Consider the following 26,533-nt stretch of genomic DNA (forward strand, 5'->3'; position numbering starts at 1 on the left):
ATGGAAATGTCTGCAGATCATTCGACGACTGAGCCGACTACCAACAGCGCCGACACGGATCAAAGCAAGACCGAGTCCGATCGCGCCGAGACGGCAGACGAGCTGTCTCAACTCGAGGACCGTTGGCGCAGGGCCGTCGCAGATCTGGACAACCTGCGCAAGCGATACGCCAAAGATCTGGACCGTGAACGCGCCGCGGAAGTAGCGAAGGTTTCGGCGGCGTGGCTGCCGATACTGGACAACTTGGAGCTTGCGCTTGCACACGCAGGCAGCGATCCGCAGGCCGTCGTCGAAGGTGTGAAGGCGATCCGGGACCAGGCGGTACAGGTGCTCTCACGACTCGGCTTCGAGCGCCACGACGAGGCCGGTGTGCCGTTCTCCCCGGAACTCCACGAAGTGGTCAGTGTGGTAACCCGACCCGACCTGCCGTCCGGGACCGTGGTCGAGGTCTTGCGCCCGGGTTATGGAGAGGACGGGCGACAGTTGCGGCCCGCCGCGGTGGTCGTCAGCCGCCCAGAGGGGTGAGCACCGATGGCCCGTGACTACTACGAAGTACTCGGCGTACCGAAGGGCGCCGGCACCGACGAAATTCAGCAGGCGTACCGCAAGCTGGCCCGCAAGTACCACCCCGATGTGAACAAGGATCCCACTGCGGAGGACAGGTTCAAGGAGGTCAACGAGGCCTATCAGGTGTTGTCCGACCCGGACACCCGGAAACGCTATGACCGATTCGGTGACGACTTCCGGCATGTACCCGAGGATTACGACGAACGGGTGCGGGCAAACGCCGCCGGGTACGGCGGTGGCGGGAGACGGGTGCACTTCGGCCACGGTGTCGGTGGTGAGGGTGCCGTCGACTTCGAAGACCTCTTCGGGCAGATGTTCGGCGGAGGCGGTGGGTTCGGACCGATTCCCGGCGCCGATCAGGAGGCCGAACTCGAACTGGCGCTGGAAGAGGCCTATCAGGGCGGAAAACGCACTCTCAGACTGGACGGACGGCAGTATGACGTCGACATTCCAGCCGGCGTCCTGGACGGCCAGCGAATCCGGTTGGCCGGGCAAGGAGGCCGAGGCAACGGTGACGCGCCGCCTGGGGATCTGTACCTCGTGGTGCGGATCAAACCGCATTCACGGTTCCGCGTGCAGGGTCGGGACATCTACGTCGATCTGCCCGTATCGCCATGGGAGGCGGTTCTCGGGTCGACAGTCGTCGTTCCCACACCGGGCGGAGAGGCGAAAGTCAAAGTGGTGCCTGGCTCTTCGACTGGTAGGAAGCTGCGCCTGCGCGGAGAGGGAATGCCGAATCCGCGCGGTGCCAACGGCAACCTCTACGCCGAAATCAAGGTGATGGTTCCGTCGAAACCGACAGCACGTGAACGCGAACTGTTCGAGCAGTTGGGCGCCGAATCGAACTTCAATCCGAGGAAAGAGACATGAGCACCTCAACGCCGATCACTCAGTACGTATTGGTTCGCCGTACCGGATTGTCGCCGGACGCCTTCGCCGAACGTACTGGCCTGCACCCGGATCTGGCACGAAAACTCGTGGCTCTCGGACTGCTCGACGCCCACCGCTACGCCGGCGGAGAGATGTCGTTCGACCCATCCGAAGTGACCCACGCCGCACGCATCCAACGACTGCGGACGGGTCTGGGTCTCAACTACTCGGCAATCGGGCTCGTGCTCGATCTGCTGGATCGAATCGAAAGACTCGAAACAGCGGCCCGCAGAAGGAGGACATCCTCATGGACACCGGCAGCTTGACCGAAAAGTCACGAGAAGCCTTGCAGGAAGCCCAGAATGTTGCGACCAGAATGGGCCACACCGAAGTCGACGGAGAGCACCTGCTGCTCGCATTGGTCGATCAGCAGGATGGGTTGGTGCCCCGACTGCTCGAACAGGCCGGCGCGAATGTCGAAGCACTTCGATCCGATCTGGATCGTGAACTGTCGCGTAGGCCGAAGGTCAGCGGCCCCGGCGCGACCCCCGGTCAGGTGATGATCACCCAGCGTCTGGCCAAGCTGCTCGATGCCGCAGAGCGGGAGGCGAAGAGACTCAAGGATTCCTACGTGTCGGTGGAGCATCTTGTGATGGCCCTCTCCGAGGAAGGATCGGCCAGCGCGGCCGGGCGGGTCCTCGCCAGTCACGGGGTCACACGGGACGCCTTCCTCACAGCGCTGACGAAGGTGCGCGGCAATCAGCGTGTCACGTCGGCAACCCCGGAGGGGGCGTACGAGGCATTGGAGAAGTACGGGCGCGACCTCGTCTCCGAGGGACGGGCAGGCAAACTCGATCCGGTCATCGGCCGGGATGCCGAGATACGCAGGGTAACTCAGATCTTGAGCCGGAAAACGAAGAACAACCCGGTGCTGATCGGCGACCCCGGTGTAGGTAAGACTGCGATTGTCGAGGGTCTCGCCCAGCGGATCGTCCGCGGCGACGTGCCCGAGGGCCTACGCGACAAGACGATCTTCTCGCTCGACATGGGTTCTCTGGTGGCCGGTGCGAAGTACCGCGGCGAGTTCGAGGAGCGACTGCAGGCCGTGCTGTCCGAGGTGAAGGCTGCCGAGGGGCGCATCCTGTTGTTCGTCGACGAGTTGCATACCGTGGTCGGAGCGGGCTCGGTCGGCGGCGAGGGGTCTCTCGATGCCGGCAACATGCTCAAACCGATGCTCGCACGCGGCGAACTGCACATGATCGGTGCCACCACTCTCGACGAGTATCGCAAGCACATCGAATCCGATGCGGCACTGGAGCGTCGATTCCAGACCGTTCTCGTCGACGAGCCCAGTGCCGAGGATGCGATCTCGATTCTGCGCGGACTTCGAGAACGCCTCGAGGTGTTCCATGGCGTGAAAATTCAAGACGGTGCATTGGTGGCCGCCGTGACCCTCTCGCACCGGTACATCACCGACCGCTTCCTTCCGGACAAGGCGATCGATCTCGTAGACGAGGCATGCGCTCGGCTCCGCACCGAAATCGATTCGATGCCTGCCGAACTCGACGAGCTCACCCGGAAGGTGACCCGTCTGGAGATCGAAGAGGCCGCACTGTCCAAGGAAACGGACGCGGCCAGCAAAGCGCGCCTCGAAGAATTGCGCAAGGAGCTGGCCGACCTGCGGGCCGAGGCAGACGCCCGGCACGCTCAATGGGAGGCGGAGCGGCAGGCGATCCGGCGGGTGCAAGAACTGCGAGGAGATTTGGAACGGTTGCGCGTCGAGGCCGAGGCCGCCGAACGCAACTACGACCTCAATCGGGCAGCCGAGTTGCGATACGGCGAGATCACCGAGCTCGAACGCCGGCTCGAGGCGGCGGAGGAGCAACTGGCCACCAGACAAGGCCGAAATCCGTTGCTGCGTGAAGTGGTCACCGAAGACGAGATCGCAGAGATCGTGGCCGCATGGACGGGTATCCCGGTCGCCCGGCTGCAAGAAGGTGAGCGGGAGAAGTTGTTGAAGCTCGACGAGATCCTGCACGAGCGGGTCGTCGGTCAGGACGAGGCGGTGCAACTGGTCGCGGACGCTGTGATCCGGGCGAGGTCCGGTATCCGTGATCCTCGTCGACCGATCGGTTCGTTCATTTTCCTGGGCCCGACGGGCGTCGGAAAGACCGAGCTTGCAAAGACATTGGCCAGCGCCCTATTCGACAGTGAAGACAACATGGTGCGCCTCGATATGAGCGAGTACCAGGAACGGCACACGGTGAGTCGGCTCATCGGTGCACCTCCCGGATACGTCGGGTACGACGAAGGTGGCCAGCTCACCGAGGCGGTGCGGCGTAAGCCGTACTCCGTGGTGCTCTTCGACGAGATCGAGAAGGCCCACGCCGACGTCTTCAATACCCTGCTGCAGGTGCTCGACGACGGCCGGATCACCGATTCTCAAGGGAGGCAAGTCGATTTCCGGAACACGGTGATCATCATGACCTCCAACATCGGATCCCAGCATCTCCTCGACGGGGTCACAGCCGACGGCGAAATCAAGCCGGACGCCAGGGAACGGGTGATGGCAGAACTGCGCGGGCATTTCCGCCCCGAATTCCTCAACCGGGTCGACGACATCGTGCTGTTCTCCCCACTCACCCTGCCCCAGATCGAGTACATAGTGGAACTGCAACTCACCGACCTTCGAAACAGGTTGTCGGAGAGACAGATACACCTGGAAATCACGCCGGAGGCACGCCGACTGATCGCCGAACACGGGTTCGACCCTGTCTACGGTGCGCGGCCGCTGCGCCGATACATCGCACACGAGGTCGAAACCAAGATCGGCCGTGCACTGTTGCGCGGCGAGATCAAACCGGACGGCACCATCAGCGTCACGGTGGACGGCGGCGAGCTTGCCGTCGCGTATGCCGAACCCGCCTTCGCGGCGGCCTGAGAAGAGGTAACTGGTCATGGGATCCGAAAAGGTGAAGTGCCCGAACTGCGGCAAGACCAACAACATCCCGGCAGCAGGGGAAGGAAAACCTCGCTGCGGCAACTGCCACGAGCCGCTGCCCTGGATCGCCGCGGCGGGAGACGGTGACTTCGCGGAGATCGTCGAAAAATCGTCGGTGCCTGTGCTCGTGGATCTGTGGGCGACGTGGTGCGGCCCGTGTCGCATGGTCAGCCCCGCGCTCGAGCAGCTCGCCAGAGAACACGCCGGCCAGATCAAGCTGGTCAAGGTCGACGTCGATGCTGCACCCCGGACGGCTGAACGATTCACCGTCCGCGCCGTGCCGACTCTGCTGGTGATGGACCGGGGTGAGGTTCTCGCTCGCCAGTCGGGCGCAGCTCCGGTCCCCCAGCTGCGCACGTGGCTCGATCAGGCGCTCTCGGAAAATGCCGGCGAGGAGGCGAAGTCATGAGTCCTGTCCATGCGGACCCACATGTAACCGCGATCCGGGCCGTGGTGCCCCGTACCCCGCAAGGCTGCGAGGAATGTCTTCGCCTCGGCACCCCGTGGGTGCATCTGAGGCTGTGCCTGACGTGCGGACACGTCGGTTGCTGCGACTCTTCGCCGGGCAGGCACGCGAGTGCTCACGCTCACGCCATCGGGCATCCGATCGTCCAGTCGATGGAGCCCGGCGAGGATTGGCGGTGGTGTTATGTCGACCAGAACTTCGTCTGAGGGCGCCTCACCCATCGGGTACAGCCCGCCGGTCGACGACGAGACCCCGGACGAGGAGGGCGCCTTCCCGCGGCTGACGGACGACCAGGTCGCAAAGCTCGAGGTCGGTGGCTCGCGTCGACCGGTTCACGCCGGCGAGGTGCTGATCCGAGAAGGCGCGCCTGACAACGATTTCGTCGTCGTCCTTTCCGGAAAGATCGCAGTCGTCGACGAAGGCGACGCGAACGGCGAGCGCCGGATACTGCGCGTGCACGGTCCTGGGCGTTTCCTGGGCGAGCTCGGACTCCTGGAAGGTCAGGTGGCGTTCTTCACCGCCGAAGCGATCGAGGACGGCGAGATACTCGTCGTCCCGGCCGAGCAGGTACGCGAGCTGATTGCCCACGATCCCGTGCTCAGCGATTTGATCCTGCGCGCCTACCTTGTGCGTCGGCACTTGCTGATCGGGCTCGGCTCCGGATTCCGGATAATCGGCTCCTGCTTCTCCCCGGATACGTTGCGACTTCGTGAGTTCGCGATGCGAAATCGTCTGCCCCACAAGTGGTTCGACTTGGAACAGGACGAACGAGTGGAGCAGCTGCTACGCAGCCTGAACGTCGCACCCGAGGACACACCCGTCGTGATCTGGCACGGCGAGAAGGTGCTGCGCAATCCGACGAATGCGGAACTCGCACGCGTCGTCGGGCTTCCTGTCCCGGCACCCGTCGCGGACGCAGCCAAGGACGTCTACAACCTCGTCGTCGTGGGTGCCGGACCGGCCGGCCTGGCCGCATCGGTGTACGGCGCCTCGGACGGGTTGAACACGGTGACGTTGGAGCGGATCGCTGCGGGCGGCCAAGCCAGTACCTCATCCCGGATCGAGAATTATCTGGGATTCCCCGCCGGGGTCTCCGGCTCCGAATTGGCCGAGCGAGCCGTGCTCCAGGCCGGGAAGTTCGGCGCCCGAATCCTGGTGTCGGCAGAAGTGACCGGTTTGGGATCCGAGGCCGGGAACCACGTGCTCCGACTGGCGGACGGCGGGTCGGTGCACGCCCGGGCCGTTGTGCTCGCCGCCGGGGCGCGGTACCGCAAGTTGGCCGTTCAGGGGATCGAGGCGCTGGAAGGAACAAGCGTGTACTACGCCGCAACGCATCAGGAAGCACGGATATGCGGCACCGACCCGATAGCCATCGTCGGTGGCGGCAACTCCGCCGGCCAGGCCGCCGTCTTCCTCGCCGAGCACGTCTCACAGGTGCACCTGCTCATCCGCGGCGATGACCTCGGGAAGAGCATGTCCCGATACCTGGTCGACCAGATCGAACACCATCCGCGGGTCACCGTGCACCGGCACACCGAGATTCGTGCGGTCCACGGCGAGAAATACCTCGAAGCAATTGCGGTCGAGGACAATCGCACCGGCGACCAGGACACGATTCGGGTGCGCGCCCTGTTCGTCTTCATCGGGGCAGTACCGCACACAGGGTGGCTTGCCGACGCGATCGCACTCGACGACCACGGCTTCGTCCTCACCGGTGTGGACGCGATCCACGCACGAGCGGACGGCAGCCTGCCAATCAACGGCGGCCTGTCCAGGACGCTCGAAACCAGCCTGCCCGGCCTGTTTGCGGCGGGCGACATCCGCCGCGGTTCGGTGAAACGAGTCGCATCCGCCGTCGGTGAAGGAGCGATGGCCGTACGCCAAATCCATGAATACTTCGAAAGGAGCTGACGACATGCCAGTAATGGGCACCGTGAAATTCCAGCGGTTCTTCAGGGCAGCGGCCGGACTGCAGGTCGACCGGAACGATCTCAAGCGCTATACCGATTTCATCGACGACAAGATCTACGACGTGATCCTGATCGGGAAAGCCTCCGCGAAAGCAAACTTGCGCGACGTGATCGAACCGTGGGACCTGCCGATCACCAAGGGATTACAGGAGAGCATCCACCGGTTCGAAAAACTCGACGAGGAGATCGAACTTCAACCGCTGCTCGATCAGCTCACGGCCCGCCCGCCCTTGGACGTGGCCCTCTCAGAGGAGACAGAGCAACGACTGCCGCTGATCGCAGGAGGGTTGAGCGTAGCGCTGGCGCAAACTTTCGCCACGGTCGAACCGGACCGCAAGAACCCCGGCACAGCCCAATGGACAGTCGCCTTCGACATCTTCCACCTACTTCTGTGATTACCACCCGTCCCGGCTGACAGCGCGTCTGAGTTCGAATATGCTGTCCGGCTGCGAAAATACCGGTGCGATTCAGAACTGCCTGTCAGTTGGCGTCGACGACGGAGGATTTCCGGCGAGAGGTGCGGTTTCCGCGCTCGATTCTCGAGCAGCGAGAACTCCAGTGAGGGACTCGATTACAGCCCTCAGATCTTCTGCCGTGAGCGAGTTCGGCTTACACGCCGAACCTCTGACACCGGTAATCCGCGTGGCCAGGCGGCGAGCAGAACTTGTCGATCGGCGATCACTCCTTCGGCTCATCTGAGAACCTTTCGTCTTCACTTTCTCGATCCCCGCATCGGGCGGGCCCTGAGCACTTCTGGGCGCGCACAGCTCAAGGCCCGGCAAGGAGACCAGCGAGGGTGATATGGCCTTGCCTTGACGAACACCCGCCCGATTGTTTGCCCCCTCGAACGGAACGGGTGCCCCCGACCCGACGAAGGTTATTGCGCACTGCTTGTAGACGACAGGGTCGAAAGTCCCAGTTCCATTGTGATGAGCAAGCTTTGACGGTGGCCGAAGTGTTCTCCCTTACAGCCGGTTCGGTGTGTGCACGAACACGGACATCGTTCGCAGCGACTCCGACGAACGAGCACCCGCGATGTTCGATGCCCGATCCACCCGCAAACATCGGGAAAAGACCTATTTTGCAAAAGCATTCGGAACAGACGTCTGCAAACCAAATACCAGGAACGGGCCACCTTTCCAGGCACCGCGGCTACTGCGCCGCTAGCGTGACGACCAAGATGTTCACCTTGCCATGCAAACGGCCATGTCACTTCTTGGCATCGAAGGCGACTGAACATGATTTATACCGATCGCACTGTTTATGGTTGAAGATGTGCGGACGACATGAACGTCGACTTCGCACGGATAGTGGGTCATCGGTGTTGTGTGCTCAATGCCGACGTCGGTCATACGCCCCGACTCGCACACGCAGAGTCGGGGCTCCGGCGGATCCGTTGCCGCACCGCCGCTACTGACGAAGTGCCGTACCGCGCCGCCCGCTTCGAATCGAGGCCGAAGGCGGCCACCGCTTTTGTCGGGACCAGGCAAAGCAGCGATCTTCAGGGACCGGAACACTTCCCCAAAGCTTCTGGCACTCTCGGTTGCAGAGTGCTAATTCGTGTGGTTATCATGTTCTCGCACAGTAAGTTCGGTCAACCGCCACAGTGGCGGTGACCTTTCTTTTCACGACATGGGAGGTGTGTTGCTGTGCTTCGTTTCGATCCTTTCACCGACATCGACGCGATCACCAAGTCCGTACTCGCCGCGGGAACCGGCAACGGACGCAGTCCACGGTTCATGCCGATGGACCTCTACAAGGTCGAGGACCAGTACGTCCTGCACGCCGATCTTCCGGGCGTCGACCCAGGATCAGTGGGCGTCCACATCGACGGCTCGACCCTGACGTTGACCGCGCACCGCACCGCCCTCTCCGAAGAGGGTGTGAGCTGGCTGGCGAGTGAGCGTTTCGCTGGAACATACAAACGGCAGCTGTCCATCAGCGACGACATCGACGCCCAACAGATCGAGGCCTCGTACGACAACGGCGTGTTGACGGTGACGTTGCCGATCGCAGAGAAGGCGAAACCGCGGCGGATCGAGGTCTCCTCCGGACCACCCTCCCGAACCGATAACGCCGGATCGACAACACAGGTGCAGATCGAAGCCTGATCCGCCTGGCCCGAACACCGCTTTGATGGTGGGGTGACTCCCGAGGACACGCGATGGGTTCTCGGGCCTCACCCACCATCGTTTCGATCTCCCACTGCACACCCGTGGCGCACACCGGTACATCCACCACACGAAAGAATCAGCGCGAGAACCCTTTAGCTGCCATGACTGCATCCACTATCCCCCCGCACGAACAATCCGACAACACCGACAACACCGAATCCCGCGCGCACACTCCACCCGATTGGTGGGATCACCACCGTCCGATCACCAGCGATGAATACAGCGACATGGCGTTGATGCTCGGTGCACTCTCGATACTGACGTTCTGGATGTTCGGCCTCGGCATCCTCCTCGGTGCCGCCGCCATCGGAACCGCCCTGGCAGCGCGCCGACCCGACACCCCCGGACGCGATCTGGGCGACAACACCGCCGGCGTGGTCGGGATCCTCACCGGCATTGCCGGAATCGCCTTCGGCGCCGTCTTCCTCACTGCAGCACTACCCCACCTGTAGAAAAACCGAATTTTGCACTAGTGGAATCGAATTGGTGCTTGTAGCAGGATCTCACAAGATCTGAAATCCGTCCCACCTTCAGGCGATGGCGGCAGCCACTATCCCCGGGCCATGTCCACAAACTTGGACAGGTGAAGCTGGTGCGCCACAGTGATTGTCGCGGTCGGGCCGTTACGGTGCTTACCCAGAATCAGGTCGGCTTCACCGCCACGGGGATCGTCTCGCTCGGTCGCGTCGGGGCGGTACAGCAGAATCACCATGTCGGCGTCCTGCTCGAGCGATCCGGACTCACGAAGGTCGGCGACCTGCGGACGCTTGTCGGTTCGCTGCTCGGGACCACGGTTGAGCTGACAGATCGCGACAACCGGAACTTCGAGCTCCTTCGCCAAAAGCTTTAGGCTACGGGAGAATTCGGAGACTTCCTGCTGACGGGACTCGACCTTTTTACCCGAGCTCATCAGCTGGAGGTAGTCGATGACGATCAGGCGAATATCGTGTTTCTGCTTGAGCCGCCGCGCTTTTGCGCGGATTTCCATCATGGTGAGGTTGGGGGAGTCGTCGATGAATAGCGGCGCCTCACTGATCTCACTCATGCGACGCGCGAGCTTGGTCCAGTCGTCGTCGGTCATCTTTCCGGAGCGCATGTCGCCGAGCTTGATCTTTGCCTCTGCGGACAGCAGACGCATGACGATCTCGGTTTTGCTCATTTCCAACGAGAACATGACGCTGGCCATGCCGTGCGTGATGGAGCAGGAACGCAGGAAATCCATTCCGAGCGTGGAATTGTGCGTCGGGACCATCGAATGACCGGCCAGGTACATGTGGTCGGCGTTGTCGACCTCGACGCAGCGAACCGGAACACTCGCAATTGGTCGAACATCGACAATGTAGCGCGATCCGCTGCGCGCAGTGCTTTTACTCGCTCGACACTCCTTGTGCAGCATCGCTTTCCGCGTAAGACCGAACACTTCGTCATCAGTCGAGAAGGTCAAGGTGAATGCAGTCGACGAAGCCTCGGTGCGACCGTTGACTCGCTTTGTGCTCATTTGGCAGCGATAGCCAAGACTGACCACTAATTCCTGGGCATCGCGGACGAGGCGCTCGTTGGTTACCGAAAACTGAACGGAGCCACCGGCAGTCACAGTTCCATCAGTGTCGAGAAGCCCCGCAAGAACCGCACGACGCTGCGCCTCGGACCCACGGAGATACTGGACAGGGATGTGCTTGTTGCCCAGAACACCGATCGTACGTAGGCGTCCTTGAACCGTGCCGTACTCATTGCGGCACTTCTGGCACAGTCGCAGCCCGATCGAAGGTCCACCACAGTGTGAACAGGTTGGCGCAGGTACAGGGTCAGACATGAAACGTGCTTTGCCGCCGCATGATTGACCGCACGTTCGCACCTGACTGGTGAACGGCACGAAGCTCTTTCCGCACACAACGCAATCGCGCGGAGCGACGGGATCTTCCGGGGCTAATTTAAGGCTGTAGCGCAAATGCGCCGACTTGGACGGAACTGCAACCAGGCCTTCGGCCTCGATCAACATGATGATCTCGGGATCAGCAGTGGTGAATTGTGCGCAGGCAGTAGAACCGTCACCCAGCCAAGCGCCAAGTGTGTAGGGCGGGACAAGGAGATCCTGCGTTGGTAGGTCGAGCGGCTTGGCATTCACGACAGAGTGATTAACGCGGCCATCCGCCGTTGCGCATCGCACCGTCGATGCGATCTCCGCCGTGGTTCGGACCTCGGCGAATGTCTTTTGATTCTTATAGCGGTTGTAACCTGTCTTGGCGTTCTGCGCTGAACGGCGCGAAGCACGCGTCTCCGTCAACCACTGATGCTGCTCGTCGGCCACCAACACTGTTCCATCGGAAAACTCGACCTCGTAGCAAGGACGGTCAACCATCACGTCGGTAGCGGCAACAACCCGCGTCGGCTTGCCGTGGTTGTCGATCAACAGATCGCCGACAGCAACGTCACCCATCGTGGTCCAGCCACTAGGCGTCGCGAGGGGAGTATCGAGGGCAAGCGCCTTGCCCACACCAGGACGGGCCGCGACGATAATCATCTGACCAGCGTGAAGGCCGTTGGTGATCTCGTCGAGATCCTTGAATCCGGTGGGCACACCGAGGGAAATTCCGCCGCGGCTGGCGATGGAGTCGATCTCGTCCATCGTGGGCTGGAGGAGCTCGGTGAGGGGTACGAAGTCCTCGGTGGTTCGACGCTCGGTGACCTCGAAGATCTCGGCCTGCGCGCGGTCGACAACCTCGGCCACGTCCTGGCCCTCGGTGCCGGCGTAGCCGTACTGGACGATGCGAGTACCGGCGTCGACCAGACGACGCAGCACGGACTTCTCGGCCACGATCTCGGCATAGAAGGCGGCGTTGGCGGCTGTGGGCACTGTCTGGGTCAGCGTCACCAGGTAGGCAGCACCACCGATACGGCGGAGCTCACCTCGACGGTCGAGCTCGGCGGAGACCGTCACCGGGTCGGCGGGCTCGCCACGGCTGTAGAGGTCCAGGATCACGTCGTAGACGGACTGGTGGGCGGGCCGGTAGAAGTCACCCGGACGCAGTACCTCGAGGACGTCAGCGATGGCGTCCTTGCTCAGCAGCATGCCGCCGAGCACCGACTGCTCGGCAGTCATGTCCTGAGGTGGCTGGCGTCCGAACTCCTGGTCGGGCTCGGCCTCGGGAGGGCCCGGGTAGTCCGGCCCTGAGAAGTCGGAAGGTCCTCGATCATCTACAACAGCCACAAGCGAGACCTTCCCGTAAAACACTCGACGACACTGCCAGAAACCGCAGCGCCCTCATCATTTGTACCTGCCCCCACCGACATCCCCTAGCCGCATTCGGCCGGGCTGTAGATAGACGCCGAGATGACGTTAGGGACTAGTAGGTCCGCATACAAACCGGACTGTGGATAAACCTGTGGATGCTTTGTGGAAACTCCCGCCCCACGGTGTGCACCGCCTGTGGAGCATTTGGGGACTACTTTGCTTAGTAACTACAAAAGACCAGGTAGATGGCTATCCACAATTTCACAAGCCTGTTGATGAAAATAGTTTTTCCACAGTCGGCGCGTCGGCGTGTCGGGCGTGTTGCCTCGCCCGATTCGTCACTGATCACCAAGTCGAACATCACAGTGTGAGAGTTATCCCCAGGTCCGATTCGGGACGCTGCCAGGCGGCACACCGCACCCCGAAACAAAACGTCGGGCCCCACACACCGAAGTGTGCGGGGCCCGACGAGACGAACAGTCGACTATGCGCCGACGACGTTCAGGTTGAACTTGGCAACCACATCGGGGTGCAGGTTCACGACCACGGCGTGCTTGCCCGTGTTCTTGATGTGAGCCTTCGGCAACACGATGGAGCGCTTGTCGACAACCGGTCCACCGGCAGCCTTGATCGCAGCAGCGACGTCAGCGACGGTAACCGAACCGAAGAGCTTGCCCGAGCCACCGGCGGTCTTGACCGTCAGCGTTACGGACTCGAGGCCCTCGATAGCTGCCTTGAGCTCCTTGGCGTGATCCAGGCCGCGCACAGCGCGCGCTTCCTGTGCACGACGGATGCCCTCGACCTGCTTCTCGGCGCCACGGGTGGCGACGATTGCCAGTCCGCGGGGGAGCAGGTAGTTACGGCCGTAGCCGTCCTTGACCTCCACGGTGTCGCCAGGCGCACCGAGGTTGTCCACGTCAGCGGTGAGGATGAGCTTCATGTTCTTTCCTCCCTTTCCTTAGCGAGCCACGGTGGCGTAAGGCAGCAGTGCTACCTCACGTGAGTTCTTGACGGCAATGGCAACGTCGCGCTGGTGCTGGACGCAATTGCCGGTGACACGGCGAGCACGGATCTTTCCGCGATCGCTGACGTACTTACGAAGCAACGTCGTGTCCTTGTAGTTGATCTGCGTGTTCTTCTCTTTGCAGAAGGTGCAGACCTTCTTCTTCATAACCTTGTCGCGCAAGGGCGGCTTCGGCATGTCTTTGCTCTTTTCTGGATGTTCCTGATCAGGTACGGATCAGAAGGGCGGTTCGTCGCTGCCCGCACCACCGAAGGAGCCCGAAGCCTGAGGCGCACTGCCCCAAGGATCGTCTCCACCCGAAGGTGCAGCGCTCGGACGTCCGCCACCCGATCCGCCGGAGGAACCGCCGAAGTTGCCGCCTCCACCGCCGCCACCACGGTTGGCCTTGTTGACCTTTGCCGTGGCGTACTTCAGTGAAGGACCGATTTCATCGACTTCGAGCTCGACGACAGTTCGCTTTTCGCCCTCGCGAGTTTCGTACGAACGCTGCTTGAGCCGGCCGCTCACGATTACTCGTGAACCACGGGTCAAGCTCTCCGCGACGTTCTCGGCTGCTTCGCGCCAGATGTTGCAACGCATGAACAGCGCATCGCCGTCTTTCCATTCATTGGAATTACGGTCGAAGGTGCGGGGCGTGGAAGCAACCGTGAAGTTTGCAACCGCGGCACCCGCCGGGGTGAAACGAAGTTCAGGATCAGCCGTCAGGTTTCCGATGACGGTGATGATGGTGTCGCCAGCCATGTGGTTCCTCCTGCATTGATGTAAGACCGTTGGGCGCGAGAGTAGAGCTCGCTACCGACAGTAATTACTTGTTGTGGCGCAGAACCTTCGTGCGCAGAACCGACTCGTTCAGACCGAGCTGACGATCGAGCTCAGCGACGGTGGCGGGAGTGGCGTTGATGTCGATCACCGCGTAGATACCTTCAGCATGCTTCAGGATCTCGTAGGCGAGACGACGCTTACCCCAGACATCGACCTTGTCGATCGTGCCGCCGTGCTGGCGCACAACATTGAGGAACGTATCCAGTGAAGGAGCGACAGTGCGCTCGTCCAGGCTGGGGTCAAGGATGACCATCAATTCGTAATGACGCATAAGACCTCATCACCTCCTGTGGACTAAGTGAAAACGGCCACGGACTATCCGTGGCAGGAGGGTCGTTGCGTCAGCAACCCTCGTAGGTTACACGAGGGGCCTTGACCAGGGAAATCGTCCCAGCCCTCCGGGAAGACCGCCAGGTCGATGCGCGACGCGTGGCGCAGACGCATCACCCCGCGAGCCACTGCGCCCCCTAGGGTGAGAATCATGCGAACAGACCGCAAGACCCCGGCGTCGATCCTGGCGTTGGTCGTCGGATTGTGCGGGCTGACGATGGCGCTGGGCTATTTCAACAAGGCCAGATGCGGCGGTGCACCGTTCGCGCCCGACGGCCGAAGCCTGAACTTCGACGTCAACAAGAACATCGACGTCTGCTACTCCGACATTCAGTTGCTCTGGCTCGGACGAGGTATCGATCAGCATCTGTTCCCCTTCGTCACCGGAGGGATAACGCCCGAAGGATTCCTGACCGGCGGAACCGTCGAATACCCGGTGCTCAGCGGAATTCTGATGTGGCTGGGCGGTATCGGCTCACACACCGACACCGATTTCCTTCTGCACTCGGCCCTGATCCTGGCTCCTTTCGGACTGCTCACGGCGTGGATGCTCGGCAAGATGAGCGGCGCGTACGCGCTCGTGTGGTCGGCGACTCCGCCCCTGGTTCTGTACGCATTCCACAACTGGGAGCTCCCGGTGGTGGCCACCAGCGTCGGCGCGATCTTCCTGATGACGTTCGAGCGGATCCCGCTGCGAACTCGCGCGGTTCTGGCGGCCGTCATCCTGGCGATCGGTTTCTGTTTGAAGCTGTACCCGGGAATGTTCGTGCTGCCGCTCATGGCCTACGTGCTTCTACGCGGCACCGAAGGCAAGCGCTACGACGTTCGTGGGGCGCTGATGACGGCGGGCGCGGCGATCGTCACCGTCGTCCTCGTCAACCTGCCGTTCGCCCTCATTTCCTACGAAGGCTGGCGCGCGTCGTTCAGCTTCCAGGAGAAGCGAAGCGCGGACATCACCACCAACTCGGTGTGGTTCTGGGGTTTGCGCCCGTTCTACGGTTTCGGAGTTCGCGAGCTCAACGCCGACTACGACGCACTGGTGAGCATCCTGTCTCCGGTGATGATCCTGTTGTCATTCGCGCTCGCGATGTATCTGGGTTGGCGCCGCTACGTCCGCGACGGCTACTTTCCGTGGATTGCAGTCAGTGCCGCGATGCTGTGCGGATTCGTGTTGCTGCACAAGGTCAATTCACCGCAGTACACACTGTGGATCCTGCCTTTCCTCGTACTGTTCAAGATCCGGTGGTTCTGGATCGTCGCCTATCTGATCGCCGACGCAGCGTTGGGTATCGGCATCTTCCGGTACTTCTACCAACTGGACATGAATCTCGATCCGAGCAAGTACGAAGCCGTCGTCCAGGCGAGCGTGTGGGGCCACGTCATCCTGCTCGCCGTGTTCTTCTTCCTGTTCCTGCGAGTCCCGTTGCGGTATCCGCTTGCCGGTGGGACCGATCCGATTGCCAACTCCGACAACAACCTTCCGACTCACTCACGGGAGCACGCCTGATGACTGCATCATGGTTCGAATCACCGACGCTGACCGGTGATCGTGTCCGACTCGAACCCCTGGGCGTCGCGCACACCGACGCTCTGCTCGCTGCTGCCGACGACCCGGCGATCTTTCGTTGGACCGCATCGCCCATCACCGATCGGGAACAGGCACAGAAGTACATCGCTGCAGCAACCGACGACCCTAATCGGATCGCCTTTGCGCAGGTGAACATCGCGACGAACGCCGTGGTCGGCACTACGTCCATGTACCAGATCGACCCGGTAAACCGCAGTCTTGCAATCGGGTACACGTGGTTGTCGCGATCGGTTCAGGGAACCGGGATCAATCCCGAATCGAAGCTGCTCCTGCTTCGTCACGCCTTCGACCAGCTCGAAGCCGTACGCGTCGAGTGGCACACGGACGAGTTCAACGAACAGTCCAGGGCCGCGATCGAAAAGCTCGGCGCTCAGTTCGAGGGCCTGCTGCGCAAGCACCGACGCCGTGTCGACGGCAGCTGGCGTACAACAGCGCTGTTCGCGATGACCGACGACGATTGGCCGACCATCGCACCTCAGCTCGAGACACGTACCCGAAACTAGCGATCACCTGCACTCTTCGGCCAAGTCCATGCCAAGATTCACCTCATGAGCGATCAGGGTGGGTACGGGTACCAGAGCAATCAGAATTGGCAACCGTCTCCGTACGGGCAGCCCGATCCGTACGGCAGGCGGCCGACGAACACACTCGCGGTGCTCGCCCTCGTCTTCGCGTTCCTCATCGCGCCGTTGGGGATCGTCTTCGGTCACATCGCTCGCGGCCAGATCAAACGGACCGGCGAAGAAGGCGACGGACTCGCCCTTGCCGGACTGATCATCGGCTACATCTTCACCGCACTCGGCATCTTGGCCGTGATCGTGTGGATCGCGTTCTTCGGGCTGCTCGCCGCCGCTTTCGGCAACGCCGCCAATGAAGCGAGTTCGCGGAGTCTCACCTATACGACGCCGTACTCGTACTCCACGACCACGACTCGGGCGCCGAATGCACCCACCACAGCGCCGAAAACGACGACGCCCCCACGCGTCACGACCTCGATCGGACCAGCGCCGACCGTCTCGGGCACCAACCGTCAGGGCTTCATCTCCGGCGGCCCCAGTTGCAACTCCACCAATCCTGCCGTCGCCATCGCCGTCACGACCGGATCACGAATCGTCATCTGCGAAACCGGAGTCGGGCGTTACTACTACAAGGGTCAACGGCTGAGCGACGGCGCCACCATCGAACTCGACGATCCGACGCCCACCGGCAACGGATTCACCGTCACCAACAAGGACGTGACGTACAAGCTCACCTCCGCCGGACTGGTGATCACCGGCAGCGGAGGCGAGCTGGGTCGGGAACCGGCGCTCGAGTTCTGGATGAACTGAAGCGCGTCAGCCGGCACACGGATCCTGATAGGGAACACCGGGCAGGTACCGCTCCCATTCGGCTTCCGTGATGGGAGATCCTGCGGTGCGGCACAATCGATCAACGACGCCGTCGGGGTCGATTCCCCACAAGCGAACGGTCTTGTCCGACCCGCTACCCGCGATCATGTCACTCTCGCCGGCGAACTGAGCGTCGTTGACGCGACCCGGGTAGGCGGACAGCGTCGCAAATCGTGTTGACCGCGAGGGCGTCTCGATATCCCAGAGCCAGACGGTTCCGTCGCCGACACCGGCAGCGAGCCGATCACCGGCGCGGTTGAACGAGATCGAATAGATTGCGCCCTCGGGGCCGACGAGACGAGCGAGTTCCTCGGGTGCCGACGGTGTGCGTACGTCCCACACGGCGACACCGTGATCCGCACTTCCAGCGGCCAACAGCGTTCCGTCGGCGCTGAAAGACACTGCTAATGCGTAGCTTTCGAATCCACCCACCGTCGCCGCCACCCGGGGCGACGCTGCGTTCGACACGTCCCACAGATCCACTTCGTTCTTGGCGTTCGCGATCGCCAAGATCTCGGTACCTGGCTGAAAGGCCATCATCTGCGGGTAGGAGCCGACATCGGTCAACGACAACAGTTTCGGAGCCGACGGGTCGGAAACGTCGACCAACGCAATACTGTTGTCGTCCTGCGAGGACACCGCCAGCAGATCTCCGGCGGGATTCAGTGCGACAACCGCCACGATGCCCTTCACATATACCGCAGGCTCGCCGTAGATACGTGGCGACGCCGGATCAGTCAGGTCCCAAAGATATGCACCGCCGCCGCCGGTGCCGCTCACAGCCAGGTTCCCGTCTGCCGACACCGCCGACGCACCGCTGAAAGTGTCGGCCCCTTGCGGTTTCAACTCCGGCATCACCGCGGGGCGATCGAGATCCTCGGTGTTCCAAGCCAACATCGCGCCACCCCTGGCACCGACGCCGGCCACCAGACGCGAGCCGTCCGCGGCAAAGGGACTGGTGAAGATCGTGTCCCGAGCTCCCGCCCAGACCGGACCCGGAAGAGCCCACACGCGAGTCACACCGTTGAGTCCCCCGGCGACCAGATTGCGGCCGTCATCGCTGTAGTCGACTGTGGTCACCGCCCCACTGTCCGGAAGTGTTTCGATCAATGCCCCGGTTCGGGGGTCCCACACGCGCACGGAGTTGTCGGAACTTCCTGCGGCAAGACGTGTTCCGTCTTTGCCGTAGTTCAGTTCGTTGACGTAGCTGGAAAATCCCGTCAGTGCCTGCAGGGGAGTGGGGCGCGCCGGATCGCTCATGTCCCACCGAACCACCTCCCTGCCAGTGGTTCCCGCCGCGAGCTCACGTCCGTCCGGGCTGAAGGCAACGCCGAGGTAGTGGACGGTGGTGCCGTTGGGCTCGGTCGCGAAGATCGGCGCCGATTCCTCACCCCACTTCGCGACGTCCCACACGCGCAGAGTCGCTTGACGCCCGCCCGCCACGAGGAAACGTCCGTCGGGGCTGAACGTAGCGGTGACAATGCCGTCAGCTGGGTGCGGAAGTGCAGGCAAAGCAATGGCATTCGTGGAGGTGTCGATGTTCCATCGCAGGACGTCGGGCGTCGAGGTACCGGCGACCAGCTTGGTTCCGTCCGGGCTGAACTCCATGTCCTGCACTACGCGTTCACCGTCGACGGGAAGTGTTCCACGGACCGGATTCTTCGGGTCCGACACATCCCAGAGTGCAGCGCCGCCGGCACCACCGGTCGCAAGGAGCCGTCCGTCCGGGCTGTAGGCGACGGCAAAGAGGGCCGTGCCCTCCGAGACTCCGAGGAACTCCGCCTGCGGAACAGCTGAGGCCACACCGTCCACCATCGGATAAAGCCTGACTTTTCCGTCCGAACCACCCACCGCCACAACAGTTCCAGCTGGGTTGATCCGGGCCTTCATCGCGCCGGGCGGTCCGATGATGCGAGTAGCCGAATGAACGCCCGACGCATCCAGCAATGCCGAGCGGGCTTCGGTCGTTTCGTTGACCGCAAATGCCGCCAGAGCAAGCTGCGACGCCAGCGACGGATCCCGCTCACGCATCCTGATCGACTCGGTGGCCACCTGACGCGACATCGCCTCGTCGCGCGCAGTATCTGCTTGGACACGTTGACGATTGGCGCCGATACCGGCGACGGTGGCAACCACCGCCAACACCAGAGCGATCACCGACGCGGCTGCCAGCGAAGTCACGAGCCGTCGTAGCACGCGTGTACGTCGGCGATCGGCAAATTCCTGCTGATCACGATGCTCGATGCTCGCGGCGAGGTACTCCCGCTCGGTGGCATTGAGGTCGGCGGCGCGGGTCCGACTCGGTTCCAGTGGGAGCCCGAGTTCGCCCGAACGCAGCCATTCTTCCGTCAGATGAAGACGTGCGGGTCCGAGCAGCGCGCCGGGGTCGCGTCCACTGTCTTCCCACACCTGCGCCGCGTAGGTGAACCGGCGATGCACCGCCAGGCCGGCGCGGTCCGAGTCGATCCAATCGCGAAGCCGACTCCACGCGGACAGCAAGACCTCGTGCGAAACCTCGACGGTCTCCTCGTCGACGGTGAGAAGGCGGCGTAAGGCGAACCGGTCGATGACGGTATTCACGTCGTCGACGTCGTCACCGAGGAAGAGTTCGGTGCGCGGTGCCCGCCGACGCGTCTGCGTCACTTCGTCGACGTTGACCAATCGCAGGAAGATCCTGCGCGCCAACTGCTGCTGCCTCTCTGTGAGCTCGCCGTACACTTCCTCCGCGCTTTGCTGGACGGCTCCGGCAATCCCGTCGGTGGCGTAGTAATCCGAGACGGTCAGCGTCTTACGCGTCGACCGTTGCCAGGTCCCCAGCAGTGCGTGCGACAACAATGGCAAAGCTCCGGGGTCGCTGGCCGTGCGCGAGCCGCGTGGTGTCAGCTCGGAGACCAGAACCTGAACCAACTCGCTCTGCACGGTCATCCCGGCCTTGACCGCCGGCTCGACGATCACTTCGCGCAACTACTCTTCGGTCAGCGGCCCGACCACCATCGGCGAGTCGTCGAGCAGTGGCACCAAAAGCGGTTCCTTCGCCGCGAGCCCGTAGAAGTCGGCACGCATGCCGATGACGACAATGGTGTTCTCACCGAGTTCCGCGAGAGTCTGCAGTATTTCCTCGCGACGATCACCGTCGCACTGCGTCCACAGTTCCTCGAACTGGTCGAGGATCAAGACGGTTGGTTCGTCGGAAATCGACGACGGAATTCCTCCCGTACCCGGCTGCAGGGTTTCCACCCGCCAACCGTCGAACCGTGGATCGTCCCCGGCGATCTTGGGGGCGAGCCCGGCCCGCAGCAACGACGACTTACCCGATCCGGAGGCACCGATCACCATGAACTGACGGCGACCATCACCTCGTATCGCCGACGCCACCCGCTCGACCAAGTTGGCAGTGAGTTCGTCTCGACCGAAGAACCACTCGGCATCCTCCTGCCGGAACGACTCGAGACCTCGATACGGAACGGTGGCGTCGCCGCGTCGTCTGGCCGTCAGCTGTCTCACTCGTTGCACCGCACTGATCCAGCGCTCCCGCTCATCCTCGGAATCGACGCCGCAGGCCTCGAGGAGCGCGAAAAACATCGGGGTACTCGCCGGCGTCGGCAGGTGTTGGCCGGCAAACCATCCGCTGACGGTTCCGTGCAAACCACCCGAACGCTCGACGGCTTCGCGGACCGTCAGTCCGGCTGCGTTCCGCAGTGCAGTGAGCGTCTCAGCAAACTGCCCACGCGACTCGATCCGGGCGGGATCGACCTGATTGTGCGTACCGGCTTCCGCCTTCGAGTTCATAGCGACGCACACTATCGGAGCAGGTAGGGGATTTGTCCGTTGTATGGACTCTGTATCGAGAGAGTTGCACCCGTTCCACTGAGACACCTCGATCGAAATACTCATCTCAGTCGCACCCTGAGCCAGCAGCCCTTCTGCAAATACGGCAGTCGACGCCCATCCCCTCCGTCGAAAGGCGCTACTCGCATGTCTTCAATCGGCATTTCTCCGAAGATCGAGGCAAACGTGTCCCGAGTCGGCAACCCCAAGCACGGCAAGCACAAGCCGAAGCTGAGCGTCCGCGAGATCGAAGTACTTCTTGCCTGGCTACGTTCGGATTCCAAGTCCGAGGTCGCCGAGACACTCGGCCTACGCGTCTGCACCGTCAACACACACATCACTCGGATCCGCACGAAGTACAGCGACGTCGGGCGGCCGGCTCCCACGAAGGCAGCATTGTTTGCCCGCGCGGTCCAGGACGGGTACACCACCCTCGACGAGTGGTGACCTCAGACCGTGACGGGTTCCGGTTCCTTCGCCTTGGACGGCTTCAGCCAACCGGGTAGCCAGGCAGGTTGTTTGTCCGGTGCTTGATCGAGAACACCGCCCGCCGGATCGTCGATGAACCCGTACCGCACGAGATCCTCCGACGGCCGGTAGATCTGCCGGAGCACCAGCGCGCACAGAACGAGTACCGCGATGTCCCGGATCACGACGGTTCCGGTGAACCACTGCTCGGGCAGCCCCTTGTTGGACACACCGAGGTAATACATCATTCGTGGAACCCAGACCAGGGCGTCGATGGTCATCCACGCGAGCAGGAGTCTGCGGTGCGGCAAGGCCAACACGGCCAGCGGCACCAGCCACAGAGAATACTGCGGGCTCCACACCTTGTTCGTGAGCAGGAAGCCCGCCACCAACAGGAAGCACAGCTGCGCAACTCGCGGACGACGCTGCGCCGTCAGGGCGACGTATCCGACACCGATGCAGACGGCCACGAACAAAAGCAGAGAGACGGCGTTGAGATTCGACGGTGACTCACCCTGTGCGAGAGGACCGTCGAGGCCCTTCCACGACGTGAACGACGCGATCACGTTGTAGAGCGAATCCGGATCGGCCCCGCGTTCGGAGTTGAGCCGGAAGAATTCGTACCAACCATGGGGGTACAGCGCGGCAATGGGCAGGTTCACCGCAAGCCATGCCGCGACCGCGCTGAGAGCGGTCACCAGCCAGTCCCTCGTCTTGCCCGCGCGCAGACACAGGACCAATAGCGGTCCCAGTAGGAGCAGCGGGTAGAGCTTCGCAGCGCCGCCCAGGCCGAGCAGGATTCCCGCGAGCACGGGCCGCTTACGTGCCCATGCCAACAACCCACCCGCCGCGAACGCCGTCGCCAGAGGATCGAAGTTCGTGAACACGTGCACGATCACCAACGGGGAACACGCGATGAGAGCGCCGTCCCACACTCGTCGTCCGGCCAGCAGGGTGCTCGCCCACACGGTGACCAGCCACGCCAACGCCAACCCGAACGCCACGACGTTGAAATAGAGCGCCACCTGAATCGCGCCCGGCAGCCAGGTGATCGAATCCCACGCCTTCGCGACTTTCATTGCGCCGTACTGATAGAGCCCCGAGATGACCGGATACTCCATGTACCGCATCTGGATCGAACCGTCGCCGCGTACTTCTTCCCACGACGTCTTGTACGGGAATGCTCCCTGATCGAGGCGCTCGGCTCCGTACAGCGGAACGGTATCGGAGTAACACATCGCCACGTACTGACGGCTGCCACTCCAGTCGAGGCCGACCTGCCCGCTCTCGCCGACCGGCGCCTGCTGAATACAGCCCGCCTTGGCGAACCAGCCGAAAGCCAAGAACACCACGGCGAGCAGAAGGATCACTCGCATCGGTGTGAAGAAGCGAGTGCGCCCGATCAGTGCGTGACGACCTACCGGACCGCCGACGGTTCCCGACAGCGCAGACACCATCGCGTCGTTGCGACTGGGAACGTCCCGCCAATCCGCCGAACGAAGATCTTCGGCCAGCGGAGCGGGGGAGGTCGGTTCGGCATCATCAGCATTCGCGGCCACTCCGCGAGGTTACCGTCTTTCGAACCGACCACCCTCCAACTACTGGCCGGGGCTCACACCTGCCGGTTCTTCCTCGGTGGTCTCGCCTGCCCCTGGTACCTGTGGCGTGGTTGTCGTCGGCCGGGAGATGCCCGGAATCGGGATCGTGATGCCCGGCAGAACCTCGACCTGCGTCGTTGTCACCACGGGCGGCGGAGTGGTTTCCGTCGTCGTCGGTGCGGTGGTCGGCGGCGCCGACGTCTTGGGCGGTGCGGGAGCCGTGTACTCCGGAACACCACCGGCTTGACCGTTGATCTTGCCCGGCGTCGGGAACTTCTCGTTGTCGGTGCCCTCGAGGGCGCCGTCCATCGTGTCCTTCCAGATGTCCGAAGGCAGACCCGAGCCGTAGATCATCGCGCCACCGGAATTGGTGATCGCTTCACCGTCGGGAGTTCCGACCCAGACCGCGGTCGAAAGCGACGGCGTGTAGCCGACCATCCACGCGTCCTTGTTGGCTCCGGTGTCACCGAGCTGCGCAGTACCTGTCTTCGACGCCGACAGACGTCCGCCGGCCAGGTTGTGACCGCGCGAGTACGCCGCGATCGGCTGCATCGCAGCCGTCACGTTGTCCGCCACGGCAGCGTCGATGCGGTCTTCACCGGCGGGCGCGCCGCGGTCCAGCAGCACGGTGCCGTCGGCCGCGACGACCTTCTGCACGAAGTGCGGTGCGTGATACGTACCGGACGCGGCGAGTGTCGCGTACGACGACGCCATGTCGAGCACGCGGGCCTGGTACTGGCCGAGCACGATGCCGTTGTTGGGGCCGGAACCGTCGGCCTCGGTGAGCGACGGGCCGACACCCGGGATGTCCTTCGGGATGCCTGCCTTGTGAGCGATGTCCGCGATTTCCTGCGGGCCGTTGCCGTCGAGGCTGAGCATCTGACGGTAGAAGCTGGTGTTCAGCGAACGCTTGAGCGCCTCTGCGATGGTGCAGGTGCCGCAGCTTTCACCTTCGACGTTGCCGATGGAGATGCCGTTGACGGTCAGCGGTGAGCTGTCGTACATCTGCGAGAGCGGGATTCCCTGATCCAGGGCGGCTGCGAGGCCGAACACCTTGAACGAGGAACCAGTCTGAAGTCCGGCATTCGCGAAGTCGTATCCCGCGCCGTCCTCACCGCCGTAGTACGCCTTGACGGCTCCGGTCTTCGGATCGACCGAGACAACTGCGGTACGCAGATTCTCCGGCTCACCCTCCATGTTGGAACGGGCTGCCTCGACCGCTGCGGCCTGAGCCTGCGGGTCGATGGTCGTGGTGATCTGCAAGCCCTCGGTGTTGAGCAACTGCTCGCTGATTCCAGCGTCGCCGATCTCCTTGAGCACCTGACGCTTGATCAGGCCTTCAGGTCCGGTCGAGCCCTGGCTGCTGTTGTCGACCTGGGCGAGCGGGATGTAGGCGGGGTACTGCATCGGCGTGCGCGCGGCCTGATCCAGCGTGCCGGCGGACACCATGCCGTCGAGCACGTAATCCCAACGGGACTTCGCGCCGGTCGGGTTGGTCTCGGGATCGAGGAGCGACGGAAGCTGGATGGACGACGCCAGGACGGCGCCTTCTTCGATGGACAGCTGGTCGACGGGCTTACCGAAGTAAGCCTTGGACGCGGCTTCGATACCGTACGCACCACGACCGAAGTAGATGGTGTTCAGGTATGCGGCAAGAATGTCGTCCTTGGACCACTCGTTGGCCATCTTCGAGGAGAGAACGAGTTCCTTCATCTTTCGCGTCAGCGAACGCTCCGAGCCGACGAGCGCGGTCTTCACGTACTGCTGAGTGATGGTCGATCCACCACCGGCACTGTCGCGACCGAGGACGTTGTCACGGGCTGCGCGCGCGAAACCGGAGATCGAGAAGCCCGGGTTCGAGTAGAAATCGCGGTCCTCTGCGGCCAGAACGGCGTTACGAACGTGCATCGGCACCTGATCGAGCGAGACCTCGACGCGGTTACCTTCGTCCGGCGGGACGACGGTAGCGATCACGGTGCTTCCGTCGGCGGCGAAGACCGTCGCCACCTGATTGGTCTTTTGGTCACCGGGCTTGGGGACGTCCTGCACGATGTACGCGGCCATGAAGGCAAGGACGGGCAGAACAAGACCGAGCGCCACCAAGACGTAGGCCGAGCGGCGAACTGTGCGCCACTTGGACTTCTTCTTCACGGTGCTCTTTCTTCCCTTCGGGGGTTGTCCGTCGTTGCCACCGCCACCGGAGCCACCTGTCGGTGGCTTCGTCGGTGGAGGTCCGACCGGCGGGCGGGTGCCCGCGTTGCTACGGGTGGTCGCTGCTGCTGCCGCGACGCGCTGGGTCGGTTCGTTCGCCTGAGCGCCTACGGCGCGATCTCGAGGCGGCGGGCCGGCAGGTCGGCCTTGCGGCGGACGACCCTGAGGAGGGGGACCGGCGGGGCGGCCCTGAGGAGGCGGGCCCGAAGGTCGGGCTTGCGGCGGACGACCCTGGGGCGGGGGTCCCATTGGACGACCCTGAGGGGGCGGACCCTGAGGGGGCGGACCCATCGGAGGGCGTCCCTGCGGTGGTGGGCCCATGGGACGTCCCTGCGGCGGACGACCCTGAGGAGGTCCGGCGGGACGGTTGGGACCGACGGGACGGCCACCCGGGTTGTTGCCGCCCGGGTTGTTGTTGCTGGGGGAACTCACGAATCAAATCTCCAGTGGTCACGGACCGATCACGTGCAGACTTCGATCGGGCCCTTCTTCGGGTGTGGCGTTACTCGCTGGCGGTGCGCCGGCTTGGTGGGCGTGCTCGCCGCGGTCGCGGCGGCGCAGGTACTGCGCCGAGCACATAGGACTGCACCAAGTGGTTCCAACTGCAGGTACGGCACACCTCTACAACGTGCACCGTGAACTCCTCTGCTGTTTCCGCAAGCCGAGCGAGCTCGTCCGAGGTTCGGGCCGATCCCGAAACCTGACCGAGCTTGTCGCCGAACACCCAGGACACGAGCGTCAACTGTTCCTTGCGGCAAATGGGGCAGACGACGTCGCTGCCCCGGCCGTGGAACTTCGCGGCTCTGAGTAGGTACGGATCGGCGTCACACACCTGCTTGACGTCGGTCCGACCCGCAGACACTTCGGCCAGCACAGACCGACGCGCGAGCGCGTAGTCCACAACTTGCCGCTGTATCCGCACCTGACCAGCGTACGTGCGTCCGTGCCGCGACGGACGGTTCGGGAGGGTCACGATGAACACATTTCGGGGGCTGG

At 63.0% G+C, this 26,533-nt stretch carries 23 protein-coding genes and 1 pseudogene; 14 read left to right on the forward strand and 10 right to left on the reverse strand.

Annotated features, from left to right (window positions below):
* From ACBG85_RS28020 to ACBG85_RS28065, 10 genes are all read left to right on the forward strand, one after another.
* The gene (locus ACBG85_RS28020) at positions 1-525 is read left to right on the forward strand and encodes a nucleotide exchange factor GrpE (RefSeq protein ID WP_007735553.1); all 525 of its coding nucleotides are present in this window, start codon (positions 1-3) and stop codon (positions 523-525) included.
* A gap of 6 nt (positions 526-531) precedes the next feature.
* Complete coding sequence (locus ACBG85_RS28025) at positions 532-1,437, forward strand: DnaJ C-terminal domain-containing protein (protein ID WP_007735552.1); 906 nt, start codon at positions 532-534, stop codon at positions 1,435-1,437.
* Positions 1,434-1,763 carry a chaperone modulator CbpM gene (locus tag ACBG85_RS28030; RefSeq protein WP_020971358.1) on the forward strand — a complete coding sequence of 110 codons (330 nt, stop codon included), beginning with the start codon at positions 1,434-1,436 and terminating at the stop codon, positions 1,761-1,763. Before ACBG85_RS28025 ends, ACBG85_RS28030 begins: the two co-directional genes overlap by 4 nt.
* The gene (clpB, locus tag ACBG85_RS28035) at positions 1,745-4,378 is read left to right on the forward strand and encodes an ATP-dependent chaperone ClpB (RefSeq protein ID WP_054188357.1); all 2,634 of its coding nucleotides are present in this window, start codon (positions 1,745-1,747) and stop codon (positions 4,376-4,378) included. Before ACBG85_RS28030 ends, clpB begins: the two co-directional genes overlap by 19 nt.
* A 16-nt stretch (positions 4,379-4,394) precedes the next feature.
* Positions 4,395-4,847, forward strand: a complete 453-nt coding sequence (trxA, locus tag ACBG85_RS28040) for a thioredoxin (RefSeq protein ID WP_007735549.1) — start codon at positions 4,395-4,397, stop codon at positions 4,845-4,847.
* Entirely contained in the window at positions 4,844-5,110 is a 267-nt protein-coding gene (locus tag ACBG85_RS28045; RefSeq protein WP_007735548.1) for a UBP-type zinc finger domain-containing protein, read from the forward strand. The genes trxA and ACBG85_RS28045 overlap by 4 nt, the downstream gene beginning before the upstream one ends.
* The gene (locus ACBG85_RS28050) at positions 5,088-6,815 is read left to right on the forward strand and encodes an FAD-dependent oxidoreductase (protein WP_081558672.1); all 1,728 of its coding nucleotides are present in this window, start codon (positions 5,088-5,090) and stop codon (positions 6,813-6,815) included. Before ACBG85_RS28045 ends, ACBG85_RS28050 begins: the two co-directional genes overlap by 23 nt.
* Before the next feature lie 13 nt (positions 6,816-6,828).
* Positions 6,829-7,269 carry a DUF1931 family protein gene (locus ACBG85_RS28055; protein WP_024487875.1) on the forward strand — a complete coding sequence of 147 codons (441 nt, stop codon included), beginning with the start codon at positions 6,829-6,831 and terminating at the stop codon, positions 7,267-7,269.
* 1,254 nt (positions 7,270-8,523) lie between these two features.
* A complete protein-coding gene (locus ACBG85_RS28060) occupies positions 8,524-8,985 on the forward strand; it encodes an Hsp20/alpha crystallin family protein (RefSeq protein ID WP_047272442.1) in 462 nt (153 codons plus the stop codon).
* A gap of 164 nt (positions 8,986-9,149) precedes the next feature.
* A complete protein-coding gene (locus tag ACBG85_RS28065) occupies positions 9,150-9,500 on the forward strand; it encodes a hypothetical protein (protein ID WP_039973505.1) in 351 nt (116 codons plus the stop codon).
* Between the two features lie 98 nt (positions 9,501-9,598).
* On the opposite strand, the gene dnaB is transcribed toward ACBG85_RS28065, so the two are convergent.
* The 5 genes from dnaB to rpsF all read right to left on the reverse strand — a co-directional run bounded on the left by dnaB (position 9,599) and on the right by rpsF (position 14,397).
* On the reverse strand, positions 9,599-12,256 hold the full coding sequence (gene dnaB, locus ACBG85_RS28070) for a replicative DNA helicase (protein WP_372025627.1): 2,658 nt from the start codon (positions 12,254-12,256) through the stop codon (positions 9,599-9,601).
* Between the two features lie 508 nt (positions 12,257-12,764).
* Positions 12,765-13,220, reverse strand: coding sequence for a 50S ribosomal protein L9 (gene rplI, locus ACBG85_RS28075; protein WP_007735531.1), 456 nt, complete (start codon positions 13,218-13,220; stop codon positions 12,765-12,767).
* An 18-nt stretch (positions 13,221-13,238) separates the two neighbouring features.
* Complete coding sequence (rpsR, locus tag ACBG85_RS28080; protein ID WP_003941245.1) at positions 13,239-13,481, reverse strand: 30S ribosomal protein S18; 243 nt, start codon at positions 13,479-13,481, stop codon at positions 13,239-13,241.
* 39 nt (positions 13,482-13,520) lie between these two features.
* Entirely contained in the window at positions 13,521-14,045 is a 525-nt protein-coding gene (locus ACBG85_RS28085) for a single-stranded DNA-binding protein (protein WP_003941248.1), read from the reverse strand.
* A 64-nt stretch (positions 14,046-14,109) separates the two neighbouring features.
* Complete coding sequence (gene rpsF, locus ACBG85_RS28090; protein ID WP_003941237.1) at positions 14,110-14,397, reverse strand: 30S ribosomal protein S6; 288 nt, start codon at positions 14,395-14,397, stop codon at positions 14,110-14,112.
* Positions 14,398-14,607: 210 nt separating this feature from the next.
* On the opposite strand from rpsF, the gene ACBG85_RS28095 reads away from it, so the two are divergent.
* From ACBG85_RS28095 to ACBG85_RS28105, 3 genes are read left to right on the forward strand one after another with little or no spacing between them, the layout of a single operon-like run.
* Positions 14,608-15,963, forward strand: coding sequence for a glycosyltransferase family 87 protein (locus tag ACBG85_RS28095; protein ID WP_193594740.1), 1,356 nt, complete (start codon positions 14,608-14,610; stop codon positions 15,961-15,963).
* Positions 15,963-16,547 (forward strand): GNAT family protein, encoded by a 585-nt coding sequence (locus ACBG85_RS28100; protein WP_311094127.1) that lies wholly within the window; start codon positions 15,963-15,965, stop codon positions 16,545-16,547. Before ACBG85_RS28095 ends, ACBG85_RS28100 begins: the two co-directional genes overlap by 1 nt.
* Positions 16,548-16,592: 45 nt before the next feature.
* Positions 16,593-17,372 (forward strand): DUF4190 domain-containing protein, encoded by a 780-nt coding sequence (locus ACBG85_RS28105; RefSeq protein WP_372025630.1) that lies wholly within the window; start codon positions 16,593-16,595, stop codon positions 17,370-17,372.
* 6 nt (positions 17,373-17,378) lie between these two features.
* Here the strand turns inward: ACBG85_RS28105 and ACBG85_RS28110 are convergent, their stop codons facing one another.
* Complete coding sequence (locus tag ACBG85_RS28110; protein ID WP_372027924.1) at positions 17,379-19,496, reverse strand: WD40 repeat domain-containing protein; 2,118 nt, start codon at positions 19,494-19,496, stop codon at positions 17,379-17,381.
* Positions 19,497-19,826: 330 nt separating this feature from the next.
* Positions 19,827-21,326 (reverse strand): annotated as a pseudogene (locus tag ACBG85_RS28115) (helix-turn-helix domain-containing protein); the annotation flags it as partial.
* Positions 21,327-21,407: 81 nt separating this feature from the next.
* Here ACBG85_RS28115 and ACBG85_RS28120 point away from each other — a divergent pair.
* Positions 21,408-21,707, forward strand: coding sequence for a LuxR C-terminal-related transcriptional regulator (locus ACBG85_RS28120; RefSeq protein ID WP_003941253.1), 300 nt, complete (start codon positions 21,408-21,410; stop codon positions 21,705-21,707).
* Between the two features lie 2 nt (positions 21,708-21,709).
* Here ACBG85_RS28120 and ACBG85_RS28125 read toward each other — a convergent pair whose 3' ends face one another.
* From ACBG85_RS28125 to ACBG85_RS28135, 3 genes are all read right to left on the reverse strand, one after another.
* Positions 21,710-23,287, reverse strand: a complete 1,578-nt coding sequence (locus ACBG85_RS28125; RefSeq protein WP_030537124.1) for a glycosyltransferase family 87 protein — start codon at positions 23,285-23,287, stop codon at positions 21,710-21,712.
* Between the two features lie 39 nt (positions 23,288-23,326).
* A complete protein-coding gene (locus ACBG85_RS28130; RefSeq protein ID WP_064689047.1) occupies positions 23,327-25,477 on the reverse strand; it encodes a transglycosylase domain-containing protein in 2,151 nt (716 codons plus the stop codon).
* Between the two features lie 562 nt (positions 25,478-26,039).
* Positions 26,040-26,459: a DUF5318 family protein gene (locus ACBG85_RS28135; protein ID WP_042448217.1), complete on the reverse strand. Its 420-nt coding sequence runs from the start codon at positions 26,457-26,459 to the stop codon at positions 26,040-26,042.
* Positions 26,460-26,533: the final 74 nt, after the last annotated feature.

The sequence above is a fragment of the Rhodococcus sp. NyZ502 genome (genome assembly GCF_041464245.1).
GTDB lineage: Bacteria > Actinomycetota > Actinomycetes > Mycobacteriales > Mycobacteriaceae > Rhodococcus_F > Rhodococcus_F qingshengii.